Annotated in this window: 17 protein-coding genes; 3 read left to right on the top strand and 14 right to left on the bottom strand. The window is 75.4% G+C overall.

Annotated elements, in window-relative coordinates; translation table 11 throughout:
* Positions 1 to 209 precede the first annotated feature (209 nt).
* From pyrF to pyrR, 7 genes are read right to left on the bottom strand one after another with little or no spacing between them, the layout of a single operon-like run.
* Positions 210 to 1,088: an orotidine-5'-phosphate decarboxylase gene (pyrF, locus tag LY71_RS06500; protein WP_106276129.1), complete on the bottom strand. Its 879-nt coding sequence runs from the start codon at positions 1,086 to 1,088 to the stop codon at positions 210 to 212.
* Positions 1,085 to 2,416: a beta/alpha barrel domain-containing protein gene (locus LY71_RS06495; protein ID WP_245887713.1), complete on the bottom strand. Its 1,332-nt coding sequence runs from the start codon at positions 2,414 to 2,416 to the stop codon at positions 1,085 to 1,087. The genes pyrF and LY71_RS06495 overlap by 4 nt, the downstream gene beginning before the upstream one ends.
* A complete protein-coding gene (gene carB / locus LY71_RS06490; RefSeq protein ID WP_106276128.1) occupies positions 2,413 to 5,706 on the bottom strand; it encodes a carbamoyl-phosphate synthase large subunit in 3,294 nt (1,097 codons plus the stop codon). The genes LY71_RS06495 and carB overlap by 4 nt, the downstream gene beginning before the upstream one ends.
* The gene (carA, locus tag LY71_RS06485; RefSeq protein ID WP_106276127.1) at positions 5,706 to 6,872 is read right to left on the bottom strand and encodes a glutamine-hydrolyzing carbamoyl-phosphate synthase small subunit; all 1,167 of its coding nucleotides are present in this window, start codon (positions 6,870 to 6,872) and stop codon (positions 5,706 to 5,708) included. Before carA ends, carB begins: the two co-directional genes overlap by 1 nt.
* Complete coding sequence (locus tag LY71_RS06480; RefSeq protein WP_106276126.1) at positions 6,869 to 8,155, bottom strand: dihydroorotase; 1,287 nt, start codon at positions 8,153 to 8,155, stop codon at positions 6,869 to 6,871. Before LY71_RS06480 ends, carA begins: the two co-directional genes overlap by 4 nt.
* Positions 8,152 to 9,069: an aspartate carbamoyltransferase catalytic subunit gene (locus tag LY71_RS06475; RefSeq protein ID WP_106276125.1), complete on the bottom strand. Its 918-nt coding sequence runs from the start codon at positions 9,067 to 9,069 to the stop codon at positions 8,152 to 8,154. The genes LY71_RS06480 and LY71_RS06475 overlap by 4 nt, the downstream gene beginning before the upstream one ends.
* Positions 9,066 to 9,632 carry a bifunctional pyr operon transcriptional regulator/uracil phosphoribosyltransferase PyrR gene (pyrR, locus tag LY71_RS06470; RefSeq protein WP_106276124.1) on the bottom strand — a complete coding sequence of 189 codons (567 nt, stop codon included), beginning with the start codon at positions 9,630 to 9,632 and terminating at the stop codon, positions 9,066 to 9,068. The genes LY71_RS06475 and pyrR overlap by 4 nt, the downstream gene beginning before the upstream one ends.
* A 228-nt stretch (positions 9,633 to 9,860) precedes the next feature.
* Here pyrR and bldD point away from each other — a divergent pair, with 228 nt between their 5' ends.
* Entirely contained in the window at positions 9,861 to 10,400 is a 540-nt protein-coding gene (gene bldD, locus LY71_RS06465; RefSeq protein WP_091110675.1) for a transcriptional regulator BldD, read from the top strand.
* A gap of 194 nt (positions 10,401 to 10,594) precedes the next feature.
* Here bldD and LY71_RS06460 read toward each other — a convergent pair whose 3' ends face one another.
* Positions 10,595 to 10,990 carry a hypothetical protein gene (locus LY71_RS06460; protein WP_106276123.1) on the bottom strand — a complete coding sequence of 132 codons (396 nt, stop codon included), beginning with the start codon at positions 10,988 to 10,990 and terminating at the stop codon, positions 10,595 to 10,597.
* A 128-nt stretch (positions 10,991 to 11,118) separates the two neighbouring features.
* On the opposite strand from LY71_RS06460, the gene LY71_RS23350 reads away from it, so the two are divergent.
* The gene (locus LY71_RS23350; protein ID WP_170121240.1) at positions 11,119 to 11,268 is read left to right on the top strand and encodes a hypothetical protein; all 150 of its coding nucleotides are present in this window, start codon (positions 11,119 to 11,121) and stop codon (positions 11,266 to 11,268) included.
* Between the two features lie 42 nt (positions 11,269 to 11,310).
* Here LY71_RS23350 and LY71_RS06455 read toward each other — a convergent pair whose 3' ends face one another.
* The 5 genes from LY71_RS06455 to LY71_RS06435 form a co-directional block, all read right to left on the bottom strand.
* Positions 11,311 to 14,040 (bottom strand): helix-turn-helix transcriptional regulator, encoded by a 2,730-nt coding sequence (locus LY71_RS06455; RefSeq protein WP_106276122.1) that lies wholly within the window; start codon positions 14,038 to 14,040, stop codon positions 11,311 to 11,313.
* A 201-nt stretch (positions 14,041 to 14,241) separates the two neighbouring features.
* On the bottom strand, positions 14,242 to 17,502 hold the full coding sequence (locus LY71_RS06450; RefSeq protein ID WP_106276121.1) for a hypothetical protein: 3,261 nt from the start codon (positions 17,500 to 17,502) through the stop codon (positions 14,242 to 14,244).
* A gap of 105 nt (positions 17,503 to 17,607) precedes the next feature.
* Complete coding sequence (locus tag LY71_RS06445; protein ID WP_106276120.1) at positions 17,608 to 17,808, bottom strand: hypothetical protein; 201 nt, start codon at positions 17,806 to 17,808, stop codon at positions 17,608 to 17,610.
* 439 nt (positions 17,809 to 18,247) lie between these two features.
* Positions 18,248 to 18,451 (bottom strand): hypothetical protein, encoded by a 204-nt coding sequence (locus tag LY71_RS06440; RefSeq protein WP_106276119.1) that lies wholly within the window; start codon positions 18,449 to 18,451, stop codon positions 18,248 to 18,250.
* A 331-nt stretch (positions 18,452 to 18,782) separates the two neighbouring features.
* Positions 18,783 to 18,986, bottom strand: coding sequence for a hypothetical protein (locus tag LY71_RS06435; RefSeq protein WP_106276118.1), 204 nt, complete (start codon positions 18,984 to 18,986; stop codon positions 18,783 to 18,785).
* A 507-nt stretch (positions 18,987 to 19,493) separates the two neighbouring features.
* Here LY71_RS06435 and LY71_RS06430 point away from each other — a divergent pair.
* Positions 19,494 to 19,727 (top strand): hypothetical protein, encoded by a 234-nt coding sequence (locus LY71_RS06430; protein WP_106276117.1) that lies wholly within the window; start codon positions 19,494 to 19,496, stop codon positions 19,725 to 19,727.
* Positions 19,728 to 19,738: 11 nt separating this feature from the next.
* Here LY71_RS06430 and nusB read toward each other — a convergent pair whose 3' ends face one another.
* A complete protein-coding gene (nusB, locus tag LY71_RS06425) occupies positions 19,739 to 20,149 on the bottom strand; it encodes a transcription antitermination factor NusB (RefSeq protein WP_106276116.1) in 411 nt (136 codons plus the stop codon).

The raw sequence follows: 20,149 nt of genomic DNA, 5'->3' as shown, positions 1-20,149 counted from the left end.
GTCCGGCGGTCACGCTCCGTCGACTGGTCGGATGACGGACGGTGAGAGTGCCTGGTCAGAGGGCTTACGAAACCAGCACGTCCGACGACCGCCCGGATCCCGACACGCCCGTGCGGTCCGGCGCGACACGCCGGACGCGTCCGGTCACGCCGCCGCCGGACGCCGTCCCGGGCGGCGGCCGGGCAGCCACCCGACGGCCGGGTCGCGCCTCACGCGGCCAGCTCCTCGGCCCAGCGGGCCGCGGCCGCCCGCAGCGCGGCCGGGTCGGGCCCGGCGGCGAGCACGTCCCGGGACACGGTGGGCACCACGGCGCCGTCCCGCCCGAACAGCCGGCGCAGGTCGGCCGCCGACCCGCCCTGCGCGCCCAGCCCGGGGGCGAGCACCGGCCCGCCGAGGCCGGTCAGGTCGACGTCGAGGTCGCGCAGCGTCGCCCCCACGACGACGCCGAAGCTGCCGGTGCCGGCGCCCCAGCGGCTCGACAGGTCGCGCACCGCGGCGGGGTCCGGCAGCGGGTCGCCGACGACCCACCCCGGGGTGTTCCAGCCGCGCACCGTGTCGACGACGACCTGCGCCACCGACCGCTCCCCCACCAGCGCGTGCTGCAGCGTGCCGGCGTCGGGGTTCGACGTGCGCGCCAGCACGAACAGCCCGCCCCCGTGCGCCCGCGCGGTGTCCACGGCCGGCTGCAGGGAGCCCGGGCCGAGGTAGGGGCTGACGGTCAGCGCGTCGACGGCGAGCGGGTGGTCGGGGCGCAGCACGTCGGCGTAGGCGTCCATCGTCGAGCCGATGTCCCCGCGCTTGGCGTCGAGCAGCACCAGCGCGCCGGCGGACCGGGCGCGGGCCACGCCGTCCTCCAGCACGGCCAGGCCGCGCGAGCCGTGCCGCTCGTAGAAGGCGCTCTGCGGCTTGAGGACGGCGACGGTGCCGGCCAGCGCGTCGACGACCGCGTCGGTGAACCGGCGCAGCCCGTCGGCGTCGTCGGGCAGGTCCCAGCGCTCGAGCAGGGGCGCGTGCGGGTCGATGCCCACGCACAGTGGCCCGCGCGCGGCGACGGCCTCGGCCAGCCGCTGCCCGAACGGCGCGCTCACCGCGGCACCGACCGCGGGAGGGTGTCGCCGAGGGCGGCGACGCAGTCGCGGGCGAGGAACGGGTCGGCGAAGGCACCCGAGGCCGACTGCACGGCGTCGGCGCCGGCCGCCCACAGCGCCTCGAACGACGCCACGTCGGTGACCCCGCCCATCGCCAGCACGTCGAAGCGGTGCCCGCCGGCCTCGCGCAGCGCGACCAGCCGGCGGGTGAGGTCGAGCGCCTGCCCGCGGACGGCCGCCCCGGACAGCCCGGCCACCGCCCGGCCGGGGAAGGTCGGCTCGCCGTCGCCGCGCACCACCCGGCCGGCCACCGTGTTGATGGCCGCGACGCCGTCGACCAGCGGCGCGAGCCCGGGGACCAGCGCGGCGAGCCGGTCCTCGTCGAGCCAGGAGATCTTGGCGACCAGGCCGGTTCGGTCGCCGAGCGCGCGGCGCACGCCCTCGACGACGGCCAGCGTGGCGCCGGCGTCCAGGCACAGCGGCGGCTTCACGCCGTCGGCCGACGCGCTCAGGGTGTTGGGGCAGGACAGGTTCAGCTCGACCACGGTCGCGCCGGCCTCCTCGGCCAGCCGCGCCGTCGCGGCGAAGTCGTCCACCAGGTCGGTGCCGTCGCCGGACCCCATGACGCTGACCAGCAGCAGCTGGTCGTCGTCGACGGCGGCCAGCGAGCGCTCGAGGTCGGCCATCCACTCCTCCGGCGCGGGCGAGGGGACGCCGAAGGAGTTGACCGTGCTCACCCGCGGGTCGCCGGGCGCCACCCAGTCCCACGGGTCGGACACCACCGCGTCGCCGGGCGGCCGCGGGGCGAAGGTCCAGTTGGGCTGCGCGTTGGGCTCGTGGGCGCGGCTGCGCACCGTCTTGTAGGTGAGCACGCTGAACCCGTTGCGGGCGTGGTAGCGCACCCACTCCTCGCCGCCGTTGAGCACGCACGCCGGCACGCCCACCGGGAAGGCGACGTCGCGGCCGAGCACCCGCCAGCGGCGGTCGCCGGCGCGCGGCCGCTCCGGCAGCCGCGGGCCGACCGGCGTCCGCAGGTTGTCGCGGTAGGAGCCCAGCAGGTCGTAGGACGGTGTGCGCACCCCGTGCGCGGCCAGCAGCCCGCCGTGGCCGGCGAAGAACAGCACGCGGGTGAGCAGCGGCAGGTCGGCGTCACCGGCCTCCCCCGCCGCCAGCCGGGCGGCCAGGCCCTCGGCGTCGGCCCGCAGCGCGCCGAGCTCCGCGGCCGGCGGCGTGGCGAACCGGGTGACGCCGGCGAGGAAGGCCGCCGGCAGGCGGTCGAGCAGCCCGCGGGCGGCCAGCTCGTCGCGCACCCGCGCGACCACGGTCACGGGCGCGGTGCCAGGCCGGCGTGGACCTCCTGCAGGCTGCGCACCCGGAGGTCGCCGCGCCGCAGCGCCTCGACGCCCTGCACCGCCGCGGCCAGCCCCTGCACCGTGGTGATGCACGGGATCCCGGCGGCGACGGCGGCCGTGCGGATCTCGTAGCCGTCCAGCCGCGGCCCGCTGTTGCCCGGCGACCCGAACGGCGTGTTGACGACGATGTCGACGTCGCCGGCCTGGATGCGCTCGACCACGTTGCCCGGGCCCTCGCTGTACTTGCCGACCACCTCGCAGGCGACCCCGTTGCGGCGCAGCACCCGCGCGGTGCCCGCGGTGGCCAGCACCCGGAAGCCGAGGTCGGCCAGCCGCTTGACCGGGAAGACGGCGGCCCGCTTGTCCCGGTTGGCCACCGACACGAACACCGACCCCGACGTCGGCAGCGAGCCGTAGGCGGCCGTCTGCGACTTGGCGAACGCGGTGCCGAAGCCGTCGTCGAGGCCCATGACCTCGCCGGTGGACTTCATCTCCGGCGACAGCACGGTGTCCACGCCGTGGCCCTCGACGGTGCGGAACCGGTGGAAGGGCAGCACCGCCTCCTTGACCGCGATCGGCGCGTCCTCGGGCAGGTCGGTGCCGTCGCCGGTGGCCGGCAGCACCCCAGCGCCGCGCAGGTCGGCGATGGACTCCCCGACGGCGATGCGGGCCGCGGCCTTGGCCAGCTGCACGGCGGTCGCCTTGGACACGAACGGCACCGTGCGGCTGGCGCGGGGGTTGGCCTCGAGCACGTACAGGACGTCGTCCTTGAGCGCGTACTGCACGTTCATCAGCCCGCGGACGCCGATGCGGGCCGCCAGCGCCTCGGTGGCGGCCCGGATCCCGGCGAGGTCGGCCGAGCCCAGGGTGATCGGCGGCAGCGCGCACGCGGAGTCGCCGGAGTGGATGCCCGCCTCCTCGATGTGCTCCATGACCCCGCCGAGGTAGAGCTCGGCGCCGTCGTAGAGCGCGTCGACGTCGATCTCGACGGCGTCCTCCAGGAACCGGTCGACCAGCACCGGGTGGGCGGGGCTGACGTCGGTGGCCTTGGCGATGTAGGCCTCGAGTGTGGCGTCGTCGTAGACGATCTCCATGCCCCGCCCGCCGAGCACGTAGGAGGGGCGCACCAGCACCGGGTAGCCGATGCCCGCGGCGATCTCCCGCGCCTCGGCGAAGGTGGTCGCGGTGCCGTGCTCCGGCGCCCGGAGGGCGGCGTCGGCGAGCACCCGGGAGAACGCGCCCCGGTCCTCGGCGTCGTCGATGGCCTCCGGCGAGGTGCCCAGCACCGGCACACCCGCGTCCTTGAGCCGCTGCGCCAGGCCCAGCGGCGTCTGCCCGCCGAGGGTGCAGACGACCCCCGCGACGGGACCGGCGGCGCGCTCGGCCTCGACCACCTCGAGGACGTCCTCGAAGGTCAGCGGCTCGAAGTAGAGCCGGTCGGCGGTGTCGTAGTCGGTGGAGACCGTCTCGGGGTTGCAGTTGACCATCACGGCCTCGTAGCCGGCGTCCTGCAGCGCCATGACCGCGTGCACGCACGAGTAGTCGAACTCGATGCCCTGCCCGATCCGGTTGGGCCCCGACCCCAGGATGAGCACGGCCGGCTTCTCGCGCGGCTCGACCTCGGTCTCCTCGTCGTAGGACGAGTAGTGGTAGGGCGTGCGCGCGGCGAACTCCGCGGCGCAGGTGTCCACGGTCTTGAACACCGGCCGGATGCCCAGCCGCCAGCGCAGGCTGCGGACGCCGTCCTCGCCGGCGAGCTCGGGCCGCAGCGCCGCCACCTGCCGGTCGGACAGCCCGTGCCGCTTGGCCCGGCGCAGCAGCTCCGGGGTGAGCGCCGGCGCGTCGCGGACCTCGGCGGCGACCTCGCGCACCAGCGCGACCTGGTCGACGAACCACGGGTCGAAGCCGCTGGCCTCGGCGACCTGCTCCACCGTGGCGCCGGCGGCCAGCGCGGCCTCGGCGGTGTAGAGCCGGCCGTCGACCGGCGTGCGCAGCGCCTCGAGCAGCTCGGCGGCCGAGCGGCCGTCGGGCTGTCCCGTCCAGAAGCCGGCCACCGTGGTCTCGGTGGACCGCATCGCCTTGCCGAGCGCCTCGGGGAAGTTGCGGCCCAGCGCCATGGCCTCGCCGACGCTCTTCATCGTGGTGGTCAGCCGCGGGTCGGCGCCGGGGAACTTCTCGAACGCGAACCGCGGGATCTTCACCACGACGTAGTCCAGCGCCGGCTCGAAGCTGGCCGGGGTGACGCCGGTGATGTCGTTGGTGATCTCGTCGAGGGTGTAGCCGATGGCCAGCTTCGCGGCGATCTTGGCGATCGGGAAGCCGGTGGCCTTCGACGCCAGCGCGCTGGACCGGGACACCCGCGGGTTCATCTCGATGACGACCAGGCGCCCGTCGGCCGGGTTGACGGCGAACTGGATGTTGCAGCCGCCGGTGTCGACGCCGACCTCGCGCAGCACCGCGATGCCCACGTCGCGCATCCGCTGGTACTCGACGTCGGTGAGCGTCATCGCCGGGGCGACGGTCACCGAGTCGCCGGTGTGCACGCCCATCGCGTCGACGTTCTCGATCGAGCAGATGACGACCACGTTGTCGCTGCGGTCGCGCATCAGCTCGAGCTCGTACTCCTTCCAGCCGAGCACCGACTCCTCGATCAGCACGGTGTGCACCGGGGAGTCGGTCAGGCCGTGCGCGGCCATCCGGCGCAGCATCGGCTCGTCGGTGGCGAACCCGGAGCCCAGGCCGCCCATGGTGAAGCTGGGCCGGATGACGACCGGGTAGCCCACCTCGGCGGCGGTCTCCAGTGCCTCCTCGACGCTGCCGCACACCCGCGAGCGGGGGGCGTCGGCGCCGATCGAGCGCACGATGTCCTTGAACATCTGCCGGTCCTCGCCGCGGTTGATCGCGTCGACGTCGGCGCCGATGAGCCGCACGCCGTAGCGCTCCAGCGTGCCGTTCTCGTACAGGCCGATCGCGATGTTGAGCGCGGTCTGCCCGCCGAGGGTGGCCAGCAGTGCGTCGGGCCGCTCCTTGGCGATCACCTGCTCGACGAACTCCGGCGTCAGCGGCTCGACGTAGGTGGCGTCGGCGACGTCGGGGTCGGTCATGATCGTCGCCGGGTTGCTGTTGACCAGGCTGACCCGCAGGCCCTCGCTGCGCAGCACGCGGCAGGCCTGGGTGCCGGAGTAGTCGAACTCGGCGGCCTGGCCGATGAGGATCGGCCCGGAGCCGATGACCAGGACGTGCGAGATGTCGGTGCGCTTGGGCATCAGGCCCTCTCCCCGGTGCTGTGCTCGACGGTGGTCGCGGGGCTGACGGCCGGGCCCCCGTCGCGGACGGACTGCATGAGGTCGACGAACCGGCCGAAGAGCGGCGCGGCGTCGTGCGGGCCGGCGGCGGACTCCGGGTGGAACTGCACGCTGAACGCCGGGGCGTCGAGGAGCCGCAGGCCCTCCACCACGTCGTCGTTGAGGCCCACGTGGCTGACCTCGACCCGCCCGTACGGGGTGTCGGTGCTGCGGTCCAGCGGCGCGTCGACGGCGAAGCCGTGGTTGTGGCTGGTCACCCGCACGGTGCCGCTGACCCGGTCGAGCACCGGCTGGTTGAGGCCCCGGTGGCCGAAGCGCAGCTTGTAGGTGCCCAGGCCCAGCGCGCGGCCGAGGATCTGGTTGCCGAAGCAGATGCCGAACAGCGGCCGGCCGGCGTCGAGCACGCCGCGCACCGCGGCCACGGCGTAGTCGGCCGCGGCCGGGTCGCCGGGTCCGTTGGACAGGAAGACGCCGTCGGGACCGTGCTCGAGCAGGTCGGCCGCCGTCGCCGTCGAGGGCAGCACGTGCGTCTCGACGCCGAGCGCGGCCAGGTGCCGCGGGGTGGCGGTCTTGATGCCCAGGTCGAGCGCGGCGATGGTGAACCGCGTCTCCCCCGCCGCCGGGACGACGTAGGGCTCCCGCGTGCTGACCTGCGGGGCGAGGTCGGCGCCGGCCATGCCCTCGGCGGCGCGGACCCGCGCGAGCAGCGCGTCGGCGTCGGCCGACTCGCTGCTGATGCCGGCGCGCATGGCACCGCGCTCGCGCAGGTGGCGGGTGAGTGCGCGGGTGTCGATGCCGCTGATGCCGACGACGCCCTGGGCGCGCAGCTCGTCGTCGAGGCTGCCGGTGGCCCGCCAGTTGGCCGGGCGGCGGGCGGGGTCGCGGACGACGAAGCCGGCGACCCACATGCGGCGGCTCTCGTCGTCCTCGACGTTGACGCCGGTGTTGCCGATGTGCGGCGCGGTCATGGTGACGATCTGGCCCGCGTAGCTCGGGTCGGTCAGCGTCTCCTGGTAGCCGGTCATGCCGGTGGCGAACACCGCCTCGCCGACCGTCGTCCCGACCGTGCCGTAGGCCTCGCCGCGGAAGGTCCGCCCGTCCTCCAGGACGAGGATCGCCTCGCTCACTCCACTGCCTTTCCGTCCAGGACGGTCGCCTCGCCCCGCAGGAACGTGGCGACCACGCGGCCGGGCAGCTCCCGGCCGGCGTAGGGGGTGTTGCGGCTGCGGCTGGCCAGCGCGGCCGGGTCGACGGTGACCCGGGCGGCGGGGTCGAGCAGCAGCAGGTTGGCCGGCTCGCCGGGGGCGATCGGCCGGCCGTGACCGTCCAGCCGGCCGATGGCCGCCGGGCGCACCGACATCCGGTCGGCGACCCCGGCCCAGTCGAGCAGGCCGGGCTCCACCAGCGTCTGGAGGACGACCGACAGCGCCTGCTCCAGCCCGAGCATGCCGGGCCGGGCGGAGGCCCACTCGCTCTCCTTGTCCTCCACCGCGTGCGGCGCGTGGTCGGTGGCGACGGCGTCGATGGTGCCGTCGGCCAGGCCGGCGCGCAGCGCGTGCACGTCCTCGTCGGTGCGCAGCGGCGGGTTGACCTTGAACACCGGGTCGTAGCTCTCGGCGCACGCCTCGGTGAGCAGCAGGTGGTGCGGGGTGACCTCGGCGGTCACCTGCACGCCGCGCGACTTGGCCCACCGCAGGATCTCCACCGACCCGGCGGTGGAGACGTGGCAGACGTGCAGCCGCGCGCCCACGTGCTGGGCCAGCAGCACGTCGCGGGCGATGACGGCCTCCTCGGCGGCGGCCGGCCAGCCGGTCAGCCCCAGCCGCGCGGAGCGGTCGCCCTCGTTCATCTGCGCGCCGACGGTGAGCCGCGGCTCCTCGGCGTGCTGGGCGACGACGCCGTCGAGGGCCTTGACGTACTCCAGCGCGCGGCGCATGAGCGCGGGGTCGGCGACGCAGTGCCCGTCGTCGGAGAACACCCGCACCCGGGCGGCGGAGTCGGCCATCGCGCCGAGCTCGGCCAGCCGCTCGCCGCGCAGCCCGACGGTCACCGCGCCCACCGGGACGACGTCGACCAGCCCGGCCTGCTGGCCCAGTCGCCACACCTGCTCGACCACGCCCGCGGTGTCGGCGACCGGGTCGGTGTTGGCCATGGCGTGCACCGCCGTGTAGCCGCCCAGCGCCGCGGCACGGCTGCCGGTCTCGACGGTCTCGGCGTCCTCGCGGCCCGGTTCGCGCAGGTGGGTGTGCAGGTCGACCAGGCCGGGCAGCGCGACCAGCCCGTCGGCGTCGACGACGGTCGCGCCGGTCGCCGACAGCCGCTCGCCGACCGCGGCGATCCGCCCGTCCTCCAGCAGCAGGTCGGCAGGGTCGCCGCCGAGGACGCGCGCCCCCTTGACGATCGTGGTCACGCGTTCCCTCCGAGCAGCAGGTACAGGACGGCCATGCGCACGCTGACGCCGTTGCCGACCTGCTCGACGATGGTCGAGCGGACCGAGTCGGCGACGTCGGCGGCGATCTCCATGCCGCGGTTCATCGGGCCGGGGTGCATGACGATCGCGTCGTCGCCCAGCGCGGCCATCCGCACGGCGTCGAGGCCGTAGCGGCGGCTGTACTCGCGGGCGCTGGGGAAGAACGAGGCGTTCATCCGCTCCAGCTGGACCCGCAGCATCATCACGACGTCGGCCTTGGGCAGCACCGCGTCGAGGTCGTAGGAGACGGTCACCGGCCAGGAGCCCACGCCGACCGGCAGCAGCGTCGGCGGGGCCACCAGGGTGACCTCGGCGCCGAGCGTGGTGAGCAGCCAGACGTTGGAGCGGGCCACCCGGCTGTGCAGCACGTCGCCTACGACGGCCACCCGGACGCCGTCGAGGCGGCCCAGCCGGCGCCGGATCGTGTACGCGTCCAGGAGCGCCTGGGTCGGGTGCTCGTGGGTGCCGTCGCCGGCGTTGACGACGCTGCCGCGGACCCAGTTCGCCAGCCGGTGCGGGGCACCGCTGGCGGAGTGGCGGACGACGATGGCGTCGCTGCCCATCGCCTCCAGCGTGAGCGCGGTGTCCTTGAGGCTCTCGCCCTTGGAGACGCTGCTGCCCTTGGCGCTGAAGTTGATCACGTCGGCGGACAGCCGCTTGGCCGCCAGCTCGAAGGAGATGCGGGTGCGGGTGGAGTCCTCGTAGAAGAGGTTGACCACGGTGCGGCCGCGCAGGGTGGGCAGCTTCTTGACCTCGCGGCCGGCCAGCGCCTGGTCGATCTGGGCGGCGGTGTCGAGGACGAGGGTGGCGTCGGCGCGGTCGAGGTCGGCCGCCTCCAGCAGGTGCCGCTTCACCCGGCTCCCTCCGTCACCAGCACCTCATCGGTGCCGTCGGTCTCGGCCAGGTGCACCCGCACCTTCTGCGCGCGCGAGGTGGGCAGGTTCTTGCCGACGTAGTCGGCGCGGATCGGCAGCTCGCGGTGGCCGCGGTCGACCAGCACCGCGAGCTGCACCGCCCGGGGCCGGCCGAGGTCGCGCAGCGCGTCCAGCGCCGCGCGCACCGAGCGGCCGGAGAACAGCACGTCGTCGACGAGGACGACCAGGCGGCCGTCGACCCCCGCCGGCGGCAGCACCGTGTCCTCCAGCGCACGGACGCCGCGCAGCCGCAGGTCGTCGCGGTAGAGGGTGATGTCGACGGTGCCGGTGTCGACGCGGGCGCCCGAGAAGGCCTCGACGCGGGCGGCGAGCCGGCGGGCCAGCGGGGCGCCGCGGGTGGGGATGCCGACGAGCACGAGGTCGGCGAGTGAGTCGCCGGCCTTCTCGATCAGCTGGTGGGCCATCCGGTCGACCACGCGGGCGACGTCGGCGGGGCCGAGCAGGACGGTGGACTCGGGCACGGGCACGGGCGAGCCGGCCATCGGGCCTCCTTCCCCGCCTCACGGGACGGGTCGTTAAAGGAGTGGGTGGACCGGGGGGAACGGTACTGCACCCGGTCGTGTGACCGTCGTCGCCCGCCGCAGTCCCGCAGGTGGGAGCGGGTGTCCCCGGTTGAGCCGAGAGGATGAGGCCGCTGTCGTCTCGTCGGATTCCCCAGTACGCTGCGTGACGACAATGACCAGATCACGACGGACAGTGAGCGGACACTCATGAGCACCGACTACTCGCGGGCCCTCGGTGCCCGGTTGCGCGCCATCCGCAACCAGCAGGGCCTCTCCCTGCAGGGTGTGGAGGACAAGTCGCACGGCCGCTGGAAAGCCGTCGTCGTCGGCTCCTACGAGCGCGGCGACCGGGCGGTGACCGTGCAGCGGCTCTCCGAGCTGGCGGTCTTCTACGGCGTGCCGGTGTCGGAGCTGCTGCCCGACCCGCGGCCGTCGTCGGCCGTGACGTCGACGACGAAGATCGTGCTGAACCTGGAGTCGCTGGGCTCGCTGCCCGCCGACGAGGCCGGCCCGCTGGCCCGCTACGCCTCGACCATCCAGGCGCAGCGCCACGACTACAACGGCAAGGTGCTGTCCATCCGCGCCGAGGACCTCAAGTCGCTGGCGATCATCTACGACATGAGCCCCGACGAGCTGACCACCCGGCTCATCGAGTGGGGCGTGCTCAACCCCGGCATGGACGGCGCCGCGCTGATGGCCGACGACGAGGACGAGGGCTGGGGCGACCGCCGCCGCGGCCCGCGCTGACGGAGGACCCCTCCGGCGGGTCACCAGGCCCGCTCCGGCTGCTGCCGGGGCGGGCCTCGCCGTGTCCGGTCCGCGCCGTCGACGGCGTGTGCACGCAGCGCGGTCGGAGCGTCCGTCCGGCGACGTCGTGTGCGCGAACCGGCCTCGTCGGGACGACGGCTGGCCCGACAGGCGCACGGTCGCGGCCGCGGTTCTCACCGCCGGTGGTGTCGCCGCCACTCCTGCAGCGGCACCCCGTCGACGAGCAGCTCGGCCCCGCCGATCTCGTCGCGCACCCGGTACAGCAGCGTCTGCTGGTCGGCGGCCAGCGCCCGCTCCCGCCGTTCGACGTCCGGGGTGACCGGCTCGCCGTCGATCTCGCGCGCCGCCAGGACCTCCCACCGAGCCGCCCAGCCGGCCAGCCGCTCGGAGAGCCCGGTGCTCAGGCCGAGACGCTCGCCGTCGAGCACGTCCACCCCGAGGACGCCTGGTGACCGGTCGACCAGCGGGAAGCCGTAGCCGTGGTCGATCTCCCCCGAGACGACGGTCGGCGGCTCACCCGGGTCCGCGTCGCCGGCACGTGGCTCCCGGGGCCGGTGTCGTCGCGCCACGGCGTCGACCGTGCCAGACGTGTCTCACCGGCAGCAACCGGACGGCTGCGGAGCGCGCGGAACTGTCGGTGGGTGCCCCTAGCGTCCGGGCTGCGCCGGTCGACGGCGCACTGACGCGAGGAGCACCCATGAGCACGACCCCGCCGGTCGCCCTGCCCGACCGTGACCTGCTGCTCGCCGTCCGCCGCCGGGAGGCGCTGCGCCGGGCACGCCGGAGGCACTCCAGCGCACGGATGGCCGCGATGCTGGCCGCGGTGGCCGCCGGCCACCGCGGCTGACCACCCGGCGACCGAGGACAGCGCCGCCGCAGGCCGGCCGGGTCAGACGGAGTGCAGCCCCGCTCTCCTGGCGCTGCGCCCGTCGGGCCGCCCTTGGGCCCGGGCCGACCGGTGACGGGGCCCGCTCGACGACAGCGCGCCCCCCAGGTCGGTCCGGCCGGTGATCCCCAGTTTGGCGTAGACGTGGGCGAGGTGCGCCTCGACCGTGCGGACGGACACCACCAGCTCGTCGGCGATGTCCTGGTTGCTCAGCCCTCGCGCCGCCAGCTGCGCCACCTGCTCCTCACGGGAGGTGAGCCCCGGCGGGAGCCGGTCGTCAGGCCCGATGACGTGCACCAGCCCGCACGCCCGGGTCAGTGTCTCCGCGCGCGACCGGGACAGGACCGCGGCGTGGCGGTTCCCCATGCGCTCGTGCGCCGCGGCCGCCTCGGCCGCAGCCCCGGCAGCGGACATCAGCACGCCGATCTCGTGGAGGCGATGGCTGACCCGGTCGAGCTCGTCGCCGGACGATCGCACGCCGGCGCGCGCCCACTGTGCCACCGCCTCCACCAGGGAGGAGTCCAGCCGCCCGGCGAGCCGCTCTGCGCGCTCGACGACCTCGCGCGCCCGGCCGAACTGCAGCGCGCTGGCCAGCAGCACCGCCTCGACGGCCGGCTGCCCCTGGTCGGCGGCGATCCCGGCCGCGTCCAGCGCCCGGGCCCCGGCGTCGGACCGCCGTCCCTCAGCAGCCGCGAGCCACGCCTCCGCCAGCCGTGCGAACGGCTGGAAGACCGTCGCCGTCGCCGTCGCCGTCGCCGTCTCCCCCTCGACCAGGGAACGTGCCGCCTCGAGGTCACCGACCTGCCCGTGGGCCGTGGCCGTCAGCGCCGTGCACAACGGGAGGAAGCCCGCCGGGTCCTGCTCCTCGAGACCGGACAGGGCCTCCTGCAGCCAGCGCAGGGCCACCCGAGGTCGCCCGGCCGCCAGCGCGGCCCAGCCGCGGTGCAGGCAGGCGATGGCGTCCCCGGCCCACTCCGGGGAGACGAGGTTGCGCCGGTACAGCTCGGCCGTCCGGCGCTCCAGCTCCTCGACCCGCCCGCCGAGGTGCAGGGACAGGACCTCCGCCTGGGCCAGCGCGACGCGCACGAAGGTCAGTTCACGGCCGGCCGGCAGGGCCTCGAGCGCCGCCCACCCGGCCCGGACGGTGCTCAGGGCGCGACCCGTCCGGCCGGTCACCGCCAGACCCGCCGCGGTGGCGGCAGCCGCCAGGGGCTCGGCGAGCCCGGTCGGCGCCGACGCGAGCACGGAGGAGCCGAGCCGCACCGCCTCCGCGGGGTCCCCGCCGAGAAAGGCCAGGACCGCCTCGGTCGCAGCGAGGACCGCCCGCCCGTCGGGCGAGGTGATCGTGGCGGTGGCGGCACGCAGCGCGGCGGCGGCGTCGTCGGCCCGTCCCTGGCCGGAGAAGAGGACGAGCACCTCGATGCTCGCCAGCCGGGCCCGGTCCTCGTCCGAGTCGGCCACCAGCACGGCCTGGTGGGCCAGCTCGGCGCTGCGCGCCGTCTGGCCCTGCCACCAGGCCGCCTCGACCAGCGCGAGGTGCGCCTGCGCCCCGCCCCCGGCGGCGATGCCGGCCCGCGCGAGCCGCTCGGCCAGCGGGAACTCCTGCCTCCCGGCGGCGCGCAGAGCGGCCGTCGCGAGGACGGCGGCATCGGGCGAGGGCAGGGCGTCGTCCAGCATCAGCGCACCGCGGCGGACCCACTCCTCGGGGGACCCGGCGGCCGCCCGGACGGCCAACCCCTGGCGGATGGTCCGCAGCACCGCCTCCGGAGCGCGACGGCGGACGACCTCGGTGAACAGCGGGTGGGCGGCCCGGACCTCGCCGTCCCGGTCGGTGTCGGCGTCGACGACCAGCCCTCGACGCTGCAGCGACGCGACGGCCTCGAAGCTGCTGAACTCGGCGACCTCGTGGACGCTGGTCGGCTCGGCGGTGGCCAGCACCTCCATCGCCCGCCACTCCTCGGGTTCGAGGTCCCCGAGCTGGGCCAGGACGATCTCCACGAGGCGCGGGGACGGGACCACGGCCCCCTCCCACCGCCACAGAGCCCGGTGGCGGTGCAGCCGCCCGGACCGCAGCCCGTCCTCCAGCAGCTCACGCAGGTACTGCGGATGGCCCTCGCTGAGCCGCCACAGCCGCTGGCAGGTCCGACTGTCGACGTCTCCCTCCAGCACTGCGGCGACCAGGCGGTTGGCGTCGTCTCGTCCCAGCGGCGCCACGTCGAGCCGAGTCGCCAGCTCGTCCTTCCACAGCTGCGAGGAGGGGTCGACACGGTGGGGCTGGGTGCGCACGGCCAGGACCAGGGTCACCCCGCCGGTCGCCGCCACCTGGTGCAGGAGCGTCACCGACAGGGGGTCGAGGAACTGGGCGTCGTCCACGCCCAGGACCGGCGCGGGTCCGGTCCGGTCCCCCGCGATGGCCTGGGCCGCCAGCTGGAGGAGCGGCAGGGGGTCGGGGGTCGCCGCCTCGATCGTCGGCAGCAGCGGCGCCAGGGCGCCGAGGGGGACGGCCGCCGCTGCGGGGGACGCCGCAGCGGCGCGGGTGGGCCGCCCGCGGTGGCGGGCCATGGTCAGCGCCTCACGCAACAGCCGCGTGCGGCCGACCCCCGCCGGTCCGGCGATCACGACGCTGCGGGCCGGGTCGGCGTCCAGCGCTGCTGCGATGGCTGCGCACTCCTCGTCCCGCCCGACGAGCGGCCACAGGATGGGCTCCATCAGCCGGAGGAGTGGGCCGACCACCTCCTGGCCGGTGCACCCGGCCGACTCCGTCCTCGTGCGGCCTCCCGGCCCGCCGACGTGTGCTCCTGGCTCATGGCTTCCCCCCGAGTCGACCGGCGCCGACACCGACGCCGACGGTAGACGTGGCACCGGCTCCACTGGACGTTCTCGTTCCTCGACACCGGACGGTGCCGGCTGCGCACCGCTCCCCCCGTCGGGTCCTCACTCCGGATCGCGCGCCGATGACGGAGTGTCCGCGGCCGGCTCGGGCGCCCACGTGAGCACGAGACACTCCGGCTCCTGCCCAATCTCCGCCGGCACGTACCGCGGTGGCAGGGCAGTCAGCAGGTCACGCAGCGCGGTGACCACGGCCGGCGACCCGGTCGACAGGCCGTCCAGCCGGGTGATCTCGATGTCGAGGTACGGCGTCCCGGCGTCCGGGCCGGCCCAACCAGGGCCCGGGGCGAGGGTCAGGTCGTGCCCGGCCGTCAGGGCCGCCAGAGCTCCCAGCACCTGCTCGTCGACCGCGCCGTCCCGCAGGGCCGCGCGGACCTCGTCAGGGGCCTCAAGCCGGGGGTTGCCCGCCAGTGAGCCGCCGTACGCCTGCCGCGCCGCGAACGCGGCGGCCGCCGCCTCCTGCGCAGCCGCCGCCCGCGCGGCGCCCTCGGCCTCGGCCTCACGCTCGCGCTCCTCGGCGTGTGCCGACCGCGTGACCACCAGCGCCGACGGCCCCGTGCCGAACCGGACCTGCGGGGTCCCCACCGCCGGGGGGACCCCCACCTCGACCGTCCACTCCGCGGTCGCCGCGGCGCCGGAGCCGGCCCGGGCCAGCCGGTCGGGTGCCACACCGTCACTGACGAGGTCGCCCCAGAGCGGTGCGGGGACGGACACGGTGCCCTGGCCCGCCTCTGGTCCTCGCAGCCAGTCGGCGAGCGCGGCATGCGGCAGTGGGACCGCCTGCCCGGGCTGGAAGAGCACGCCGACGACGACGAGCACCACGGCCGGGACGACGGCGAGCCCCCGCAGGAGGGGGTGCGGCCGCTGCGGCACGGGGACGCGCACCACGCCGTCGACGAGCACCGCCGTCAGCACGACCGTGGCGACGACACCGAGCACCGCGGCGCTGCCGGCTCCCTCCCAGGGCAGGACGGCCAGGACGAGCAGCGCCCCCGTGCCCGCGGCGGGGACGCGCATCCGCCGCACCGCGAGCGCGGTGACCACGACGATCGCCGCCACGAGCACGAGGACCGTCCGCTCGGCCGGGTCCAGCGGACGCCCTACCCGCCCCGCGGGGACCACCGCGGCGACGATCCCGACCACGGCCAGCAGGAGGGCCGCCGCAGACCACCGCAGGGCGGTCCGCCGGACGTCGTCGGGACGGCGGTGCCGAGGGGCGGTGGCGGGGAGGCGGCTGTGGCGTCCTGCGACGGCGTCCTCCCGCACCGGCCACCACGGCAGCCGGGACCAGGGCCGGGAACCCGCGGCGAGCACGACCGCCGCGCCGACGGCGAACGGCACGGCGACCAGCGGCTCGGTGACCACGCCCACGACGACCGCGAGGACGCCGGCGCCCCGGGTGGCGAGGTGGCGCGCCCGGCCCAGGACGACCAGCCCCAACGCCGTCCACGCGGCCCCGAGGACGGCCGGACCGGCCGCGGCCAGCTCGCTCACCGCCGGGCCCATGGCCGCCACGGCCGCGAGCGGCAGGACGACGGCCAGCGGCCGCAGGCGGTGCTGGAGGACGAGGCCGACCAGGCAGGCGACCAGCACGGCCGTGGCCAGCACGGACAGCTCACGCGCCGCGGCGACGGGCGTGGCCTCCTCGAAGGCGCCGCTCACAGTGGCGTAGAGGGTCAGCTGGGCGTGCGCGAGCCACTCCCCCGCCCCGACCGGCGGGCCGGTCACGCCGTGGACGGTGGCCAGTGCGGCGTCCGCCAGCGCCGTCTCCTCAGCGGTCGCCGGACGGGTGGCGGCGACCGCGGCCACCCGGGCGATCAGCGCGCAGCCGGCCGCCGCCACCGCGACCAGCGCCGCGACGCGGCGCAGGGTCGCTGCCGTGTCCGGGCTGATCCGGCTCGCGGCGCCGCGGGCGCGGCGCTTCTGCCGGACGACGTCGACCAGCATCCACAGGATCAGCACGGTGCCGACCCAGGGCAGCGCGAGGAGCAGCACCTGGAACACGCCGAGCGACGTGGTGACGACGTCGCCACCGCGAACCGCGGCGTCGAGACCCTGCAGGTAGTCCTGCAGTGACCGCCAGGCTGCGGGGATCAGCCGGGGCGCGGCGAGGAGGAACAGGACCAGCCACAGGACCAGGGTCGGGACGACCAGCAGGACCCAGAGGACCACCGTCCGGCGGGCGCGGGGCTTGAGCTCGGCCACCCTCGGGTGCACCGGCCGGCCCGGGATCGCGCTGAGCAACGCCGGCTTGACGTAGCCGAAGAGGTCGGGGACGCCCACCAGGTCGGCCAGGATGTAGTAGCCGTCCAGCCGGATGGACGGGAGGAACTGCCAGGCCGTCTCGACGTGCATCCCCACGAGGGCGAGCAGGAGCCAGGGCTCACCGGTGCGGAGGTAGACCAGGCCCAGGACGGCCAGGCTGATGGCGTCGAAGTAGACACCCCCGAGGTCGGTGCGCAGGCGCCCGACCCGGCCGAGCCGGTAGCTGTCGGTGACGTCGCTGTAGAGGGCCGGCCAGACGATGTAGATGCCCACCCCGACGTTGCCGGGGCGGGCGCCGCCGTAGCGGCAGGCGGTGACGTGGCCGAACTCGTGGATCGCCCCGGTCACCACGGTGATCCCGAGGACCACCAGCAGCAGGGACGGGCGCTCGACGACCGCCTGGACGCCGGCGACGGACTGCGCCAGTAGGTCGCCGCCGGCGATGATCGTGACGTCGACGGCCACGAAGGCGGCCACGAGGACCGTCCACACCGGCCGGGCGAACAGCGGCTGGAGGACGCGCCCGATCCGGTCGGCAACACCGGCGGGGATCACCCCGGCGCGGTAGCGCAGGGCCAGGAGGAGGTCGTTGCGGACCGGCATCGGGACGGGCGCGGAACCGACCGGCTGGGCTCCACCGGCCGCCCCGTCCGGGCTCCTCCCGTCCACGGGTGTGCCGCTGTCCGGGAGGGCGCCGGCGTCCGGGAGGGTGCCGGAGTCCGGCCCCTCCGTGCTGACGGCGACGATCCCCGCGGGGTACAGCCGCTCCTCGACGAGGAACCGCACGTCGTCCTCGGTGAGTTCCTGGCCCAGCTCGGCGTTGACCGTCTCGGCGATCCGCCGCGCGTCGCGGCCGTCGAGGGCGCAGGCCACCCCGTACAGCAGCCGGGGCAGCTGCATCGTCTGGCCGTCGACCCGCTGGATGAGGTACTTGGGCTCCTGGTAGGCCGAGTCCTGGTACTCCCCGAGCAACTCGGTGCCCGCGGTCAGCCCGTACAGGCGGTGCCCGTTCTCGGTCGCCGGAGCGAGGACCTGCGCCACGCTCGTCAACTCCGTCCCTGGGGAGGTCGTCGGGGATCCGGGCGCGCGGGCCCGGGTGTGCCAGGAGGGGCGGCCACCAGGACCGCCCCTCCCGGCACGGGGACGTCAGCCGCCGACGTTGCTGCCCGCGAGGGCGATGGCCTGGGCGACGTTGGTCTGGGTGCCGCCGAAGTTGATGTTGCCGGCGTTGACGGCGATCGCGATGGACACGTTGCCCACCTGGTTGAGGGCGACGACCCTCCCGCCGCCGCCGCGCTTCATCGTGGTGCGTGCCGGCAGCAGCTCGATCTTCTGGTCCTCGAACACGGTGTCTCCTCAGGATCGGTACTGATGTGGAGGCCACCAGGGAGGAGGATCGCCAGCGATCGCCGCCGGACCCACCCACTGGCCCCCGTGACCTGCCGATTCCGGCCGCGGTCCGGCTCGACGGCGGAAGTCTTGGCTCGTCAGGACCGGGCGACAACGGTGGGCGGCACCTATCTGGGCCCGCCCCGTTCCCCTACCCCGCGCGGCCGGGGTACGGAGGCCGGCCGGCCCGGCCACGTACCCCCTAGGCCGCCGTCACCGAGGTCTGCACCGCCGGACGGCGAGGCCACCGGCGCACGGGTCGGCGTGGTATCCGTAACGGCTGGACTCCGTTCGCCGGCACGGCACCGGGCCGGCCCGGTCCACACACGGCAGGAGGGGCGGCCGATGCCGACCGCCCCTCCCGTCGCACGCGGGACTGCGTCCCGCGCAGCCGTCATCAGCCGCCGACGAAGATGTTGCTGCCCGCGGCGGCTGCGGCCACCGCGATGTTGGCCTGGTCGCCGAAGAGGTTGACGTTGCCGACGTTGGCGGCGGCCGCGACCGCGGTGTTGCCGCTCTGGTTGATGAGGGTGAACCCGCCACCGCCGCGCTTCATCGTGGTGCGCGCCGGCAGCAGCTCGATCTTCTGGTCCTCGAACACGGTGGTCTCCTCGGGATCCGATCCGACAGGGAAGTGCCAGCGACGGGACTCCGGCCGGTTCTCACCGCGTCCCTCACCTGGCCTCGGGTCACCGCCCCCGGCCGCGGTCCGGGGACGACGCCCGGAAGTCTCGGGCGGTGCCCGACACCCCGACAACGGTGGGCGACACCTATCTCGTCTCCCCGGCGCACGGACAGGACCGCGCCCGGGCACTGCCGGCGCCCGTCGACCACCTACGTCCAGGAGGGCGGCCGCGCACGAGGAGGGGCGGCCGCGACGCGGCCGCCCCTCCGGTCTGCTGGCGTGCGAGGTGCTCGGTCGCGCGACCTCGTCAGCCGCCGATGAACACGTTGCTGCCGGCCAGCGCGACCGCGCCCGCGACGTTCAGCTGGTCGCCGCCCACGTTGACGTTGCCTGCGTTGAGGGCGACCGCCTCGGCGTAGTTGAAGCTCTGGTTGACTACGGTGACCCCGCCACCGCCGCGCTTCATCGTGGTGCGCGCCGGCAGCAGCTCGATCTTCTGGTCCTCGAACACGGTGGTCTCCTCGGGATCCGATCCGACAGGGAAGTGCCAGCGACGGGACTCCGGCCGGTTCTCACCGCGCCCCTCACCTGGCCTCGGGTCACCGCCCCCGGCCGCGGTCCGGGGACGACGCCCGGAAGTCTCGGGCGGTACCCGACACCCCGACAACGGTGGGCGACACGTATCTCGCACCGACCGGCCCCGTACTCCTGCGGTCCCGGCTACTGCTCCCGGCGCCTGCTCACCTACGGCCGTGACCGCGTCCACCGATCCTCCCCGGGGCGGTGACCAGGGCTCTTGCGCAGGCACCCGGGCCCGTGCTGCCCTCGGCGTATGGGACGCCTCGTCCGTTCCCTCGCAGCCGTGCTCGCCCCTGGGTTACTGGCGCTGGTGACCGCCTGCTCCAGTTCCTTCTCCTCGTGGAGCAGCGGTTGGGCGGGGAGCAGCTCGTCCGCCGCGAGCAGCTCCTCGCGCGTGGTGTCGTCGTCCGCGGTGGCGGGTTCTGGTCGGCTGAGTGCGGTGTCCTGCTCGGGGAGCACGTGCTCGGTCACCCTCGGCGGTGCCGGCGCCCGGGCCCACGTGCTGGCGTCGACGATCGCGTTCGGCGCCATCACCGACGGCCGGGCCACCCTGCGGGTCGGCGGCCGCGACGTGACGCTGGCCCGCGGCGACGAGGTCACCACCGACTCACTCCGGCTGGTCTGCACGGACGTCACCCGGGACACCGTGGCCCTGACGGTCGAGCGGCGCTGACCTGACCGCGGTCAGGAGGAGGTGGGCACCTCGGCGTCGAGGATGGCGCCGAGGACGCCGTTGACGTAGGCCGGCGAGTCGTCGGTCGACAGTGCCCGGGCCAGCTCCACCGCCTCGTCGATGACCACCGCGTCGGGCACGTCGTCGGCCCAGAGCAACTCGAAGACGGCCATCCGCAGGATCGCCCGGTCGACGTCGGGCAGCCGCTCGAGCGACCAGCCCCGGGCGTGCCGCCCGATCAGCTCGTCGATGCGCTCGGCGTGCGCCGCGACGCCCTCCACCAGCCGGACCGCGTGGTCGGGCACCGGCGGGGAGGGGTCGGCGATGCGCTCGCGGAGCAGCTCCACCGGGTCGGCGCCGCGCAGGTCGGCCTCGTAGAGGACGTCGACGGCGCGCTTGCGCGCCTTGGTGCGGGCAGCCAT

This window comes from Geodermatophilus tzadiensis (assembly GCF_003002915.1).
GTDB classification, from domain to species: Bacteria; Actinomycetota; Actinomycetes; order Mycobacteriales; family Geodermatophilaceae; genus Geodermatophilus; species Geodermatophilus tzadiensis.
Note: the sequence above shows the minus strand (reverse complement) of the source record. Positions and strands in the feature narration are given on the sequence as shown.

Bases quoted from the DNA above. Each gene is read 5' to 3' on its own strand.
- pyrR (WP_106276124.1), bottom strand. From the start codon at position 9,632: ATGGCCGGCTCGCCCGTGCCCGTGCCCGAGTCCACCGTCCTGCTCGGC.
- nusB (WP_106276116.1), bottom strand. From the start codon at position 20,149: ATGGCTGCCCGCACCAAGGCGCGCAAGCGCGCCGTCGACGTCCTCTAC.
- bldD (WP_091110675.1), top strand. From the start codon at position 9,861: ATGAGCACCGACTACTCGCGGGCCCTCGGTGCCCGGTTGCGCGCCATC.
- carB (WP_106276128.1), bottom strand. From the start codon at position 5,706: ATGCCCAAGCGCACCGACATCTCGCACGTCCTGGTCATCGGCTCCGGG.
- LY71_RS23350 (WP_170121240.1), top strand. From the start codon at position 11,119: ATGAGCACGACCCCGCCGGTCGCCCTGCCCGACCGTGACCTGCTGCTC.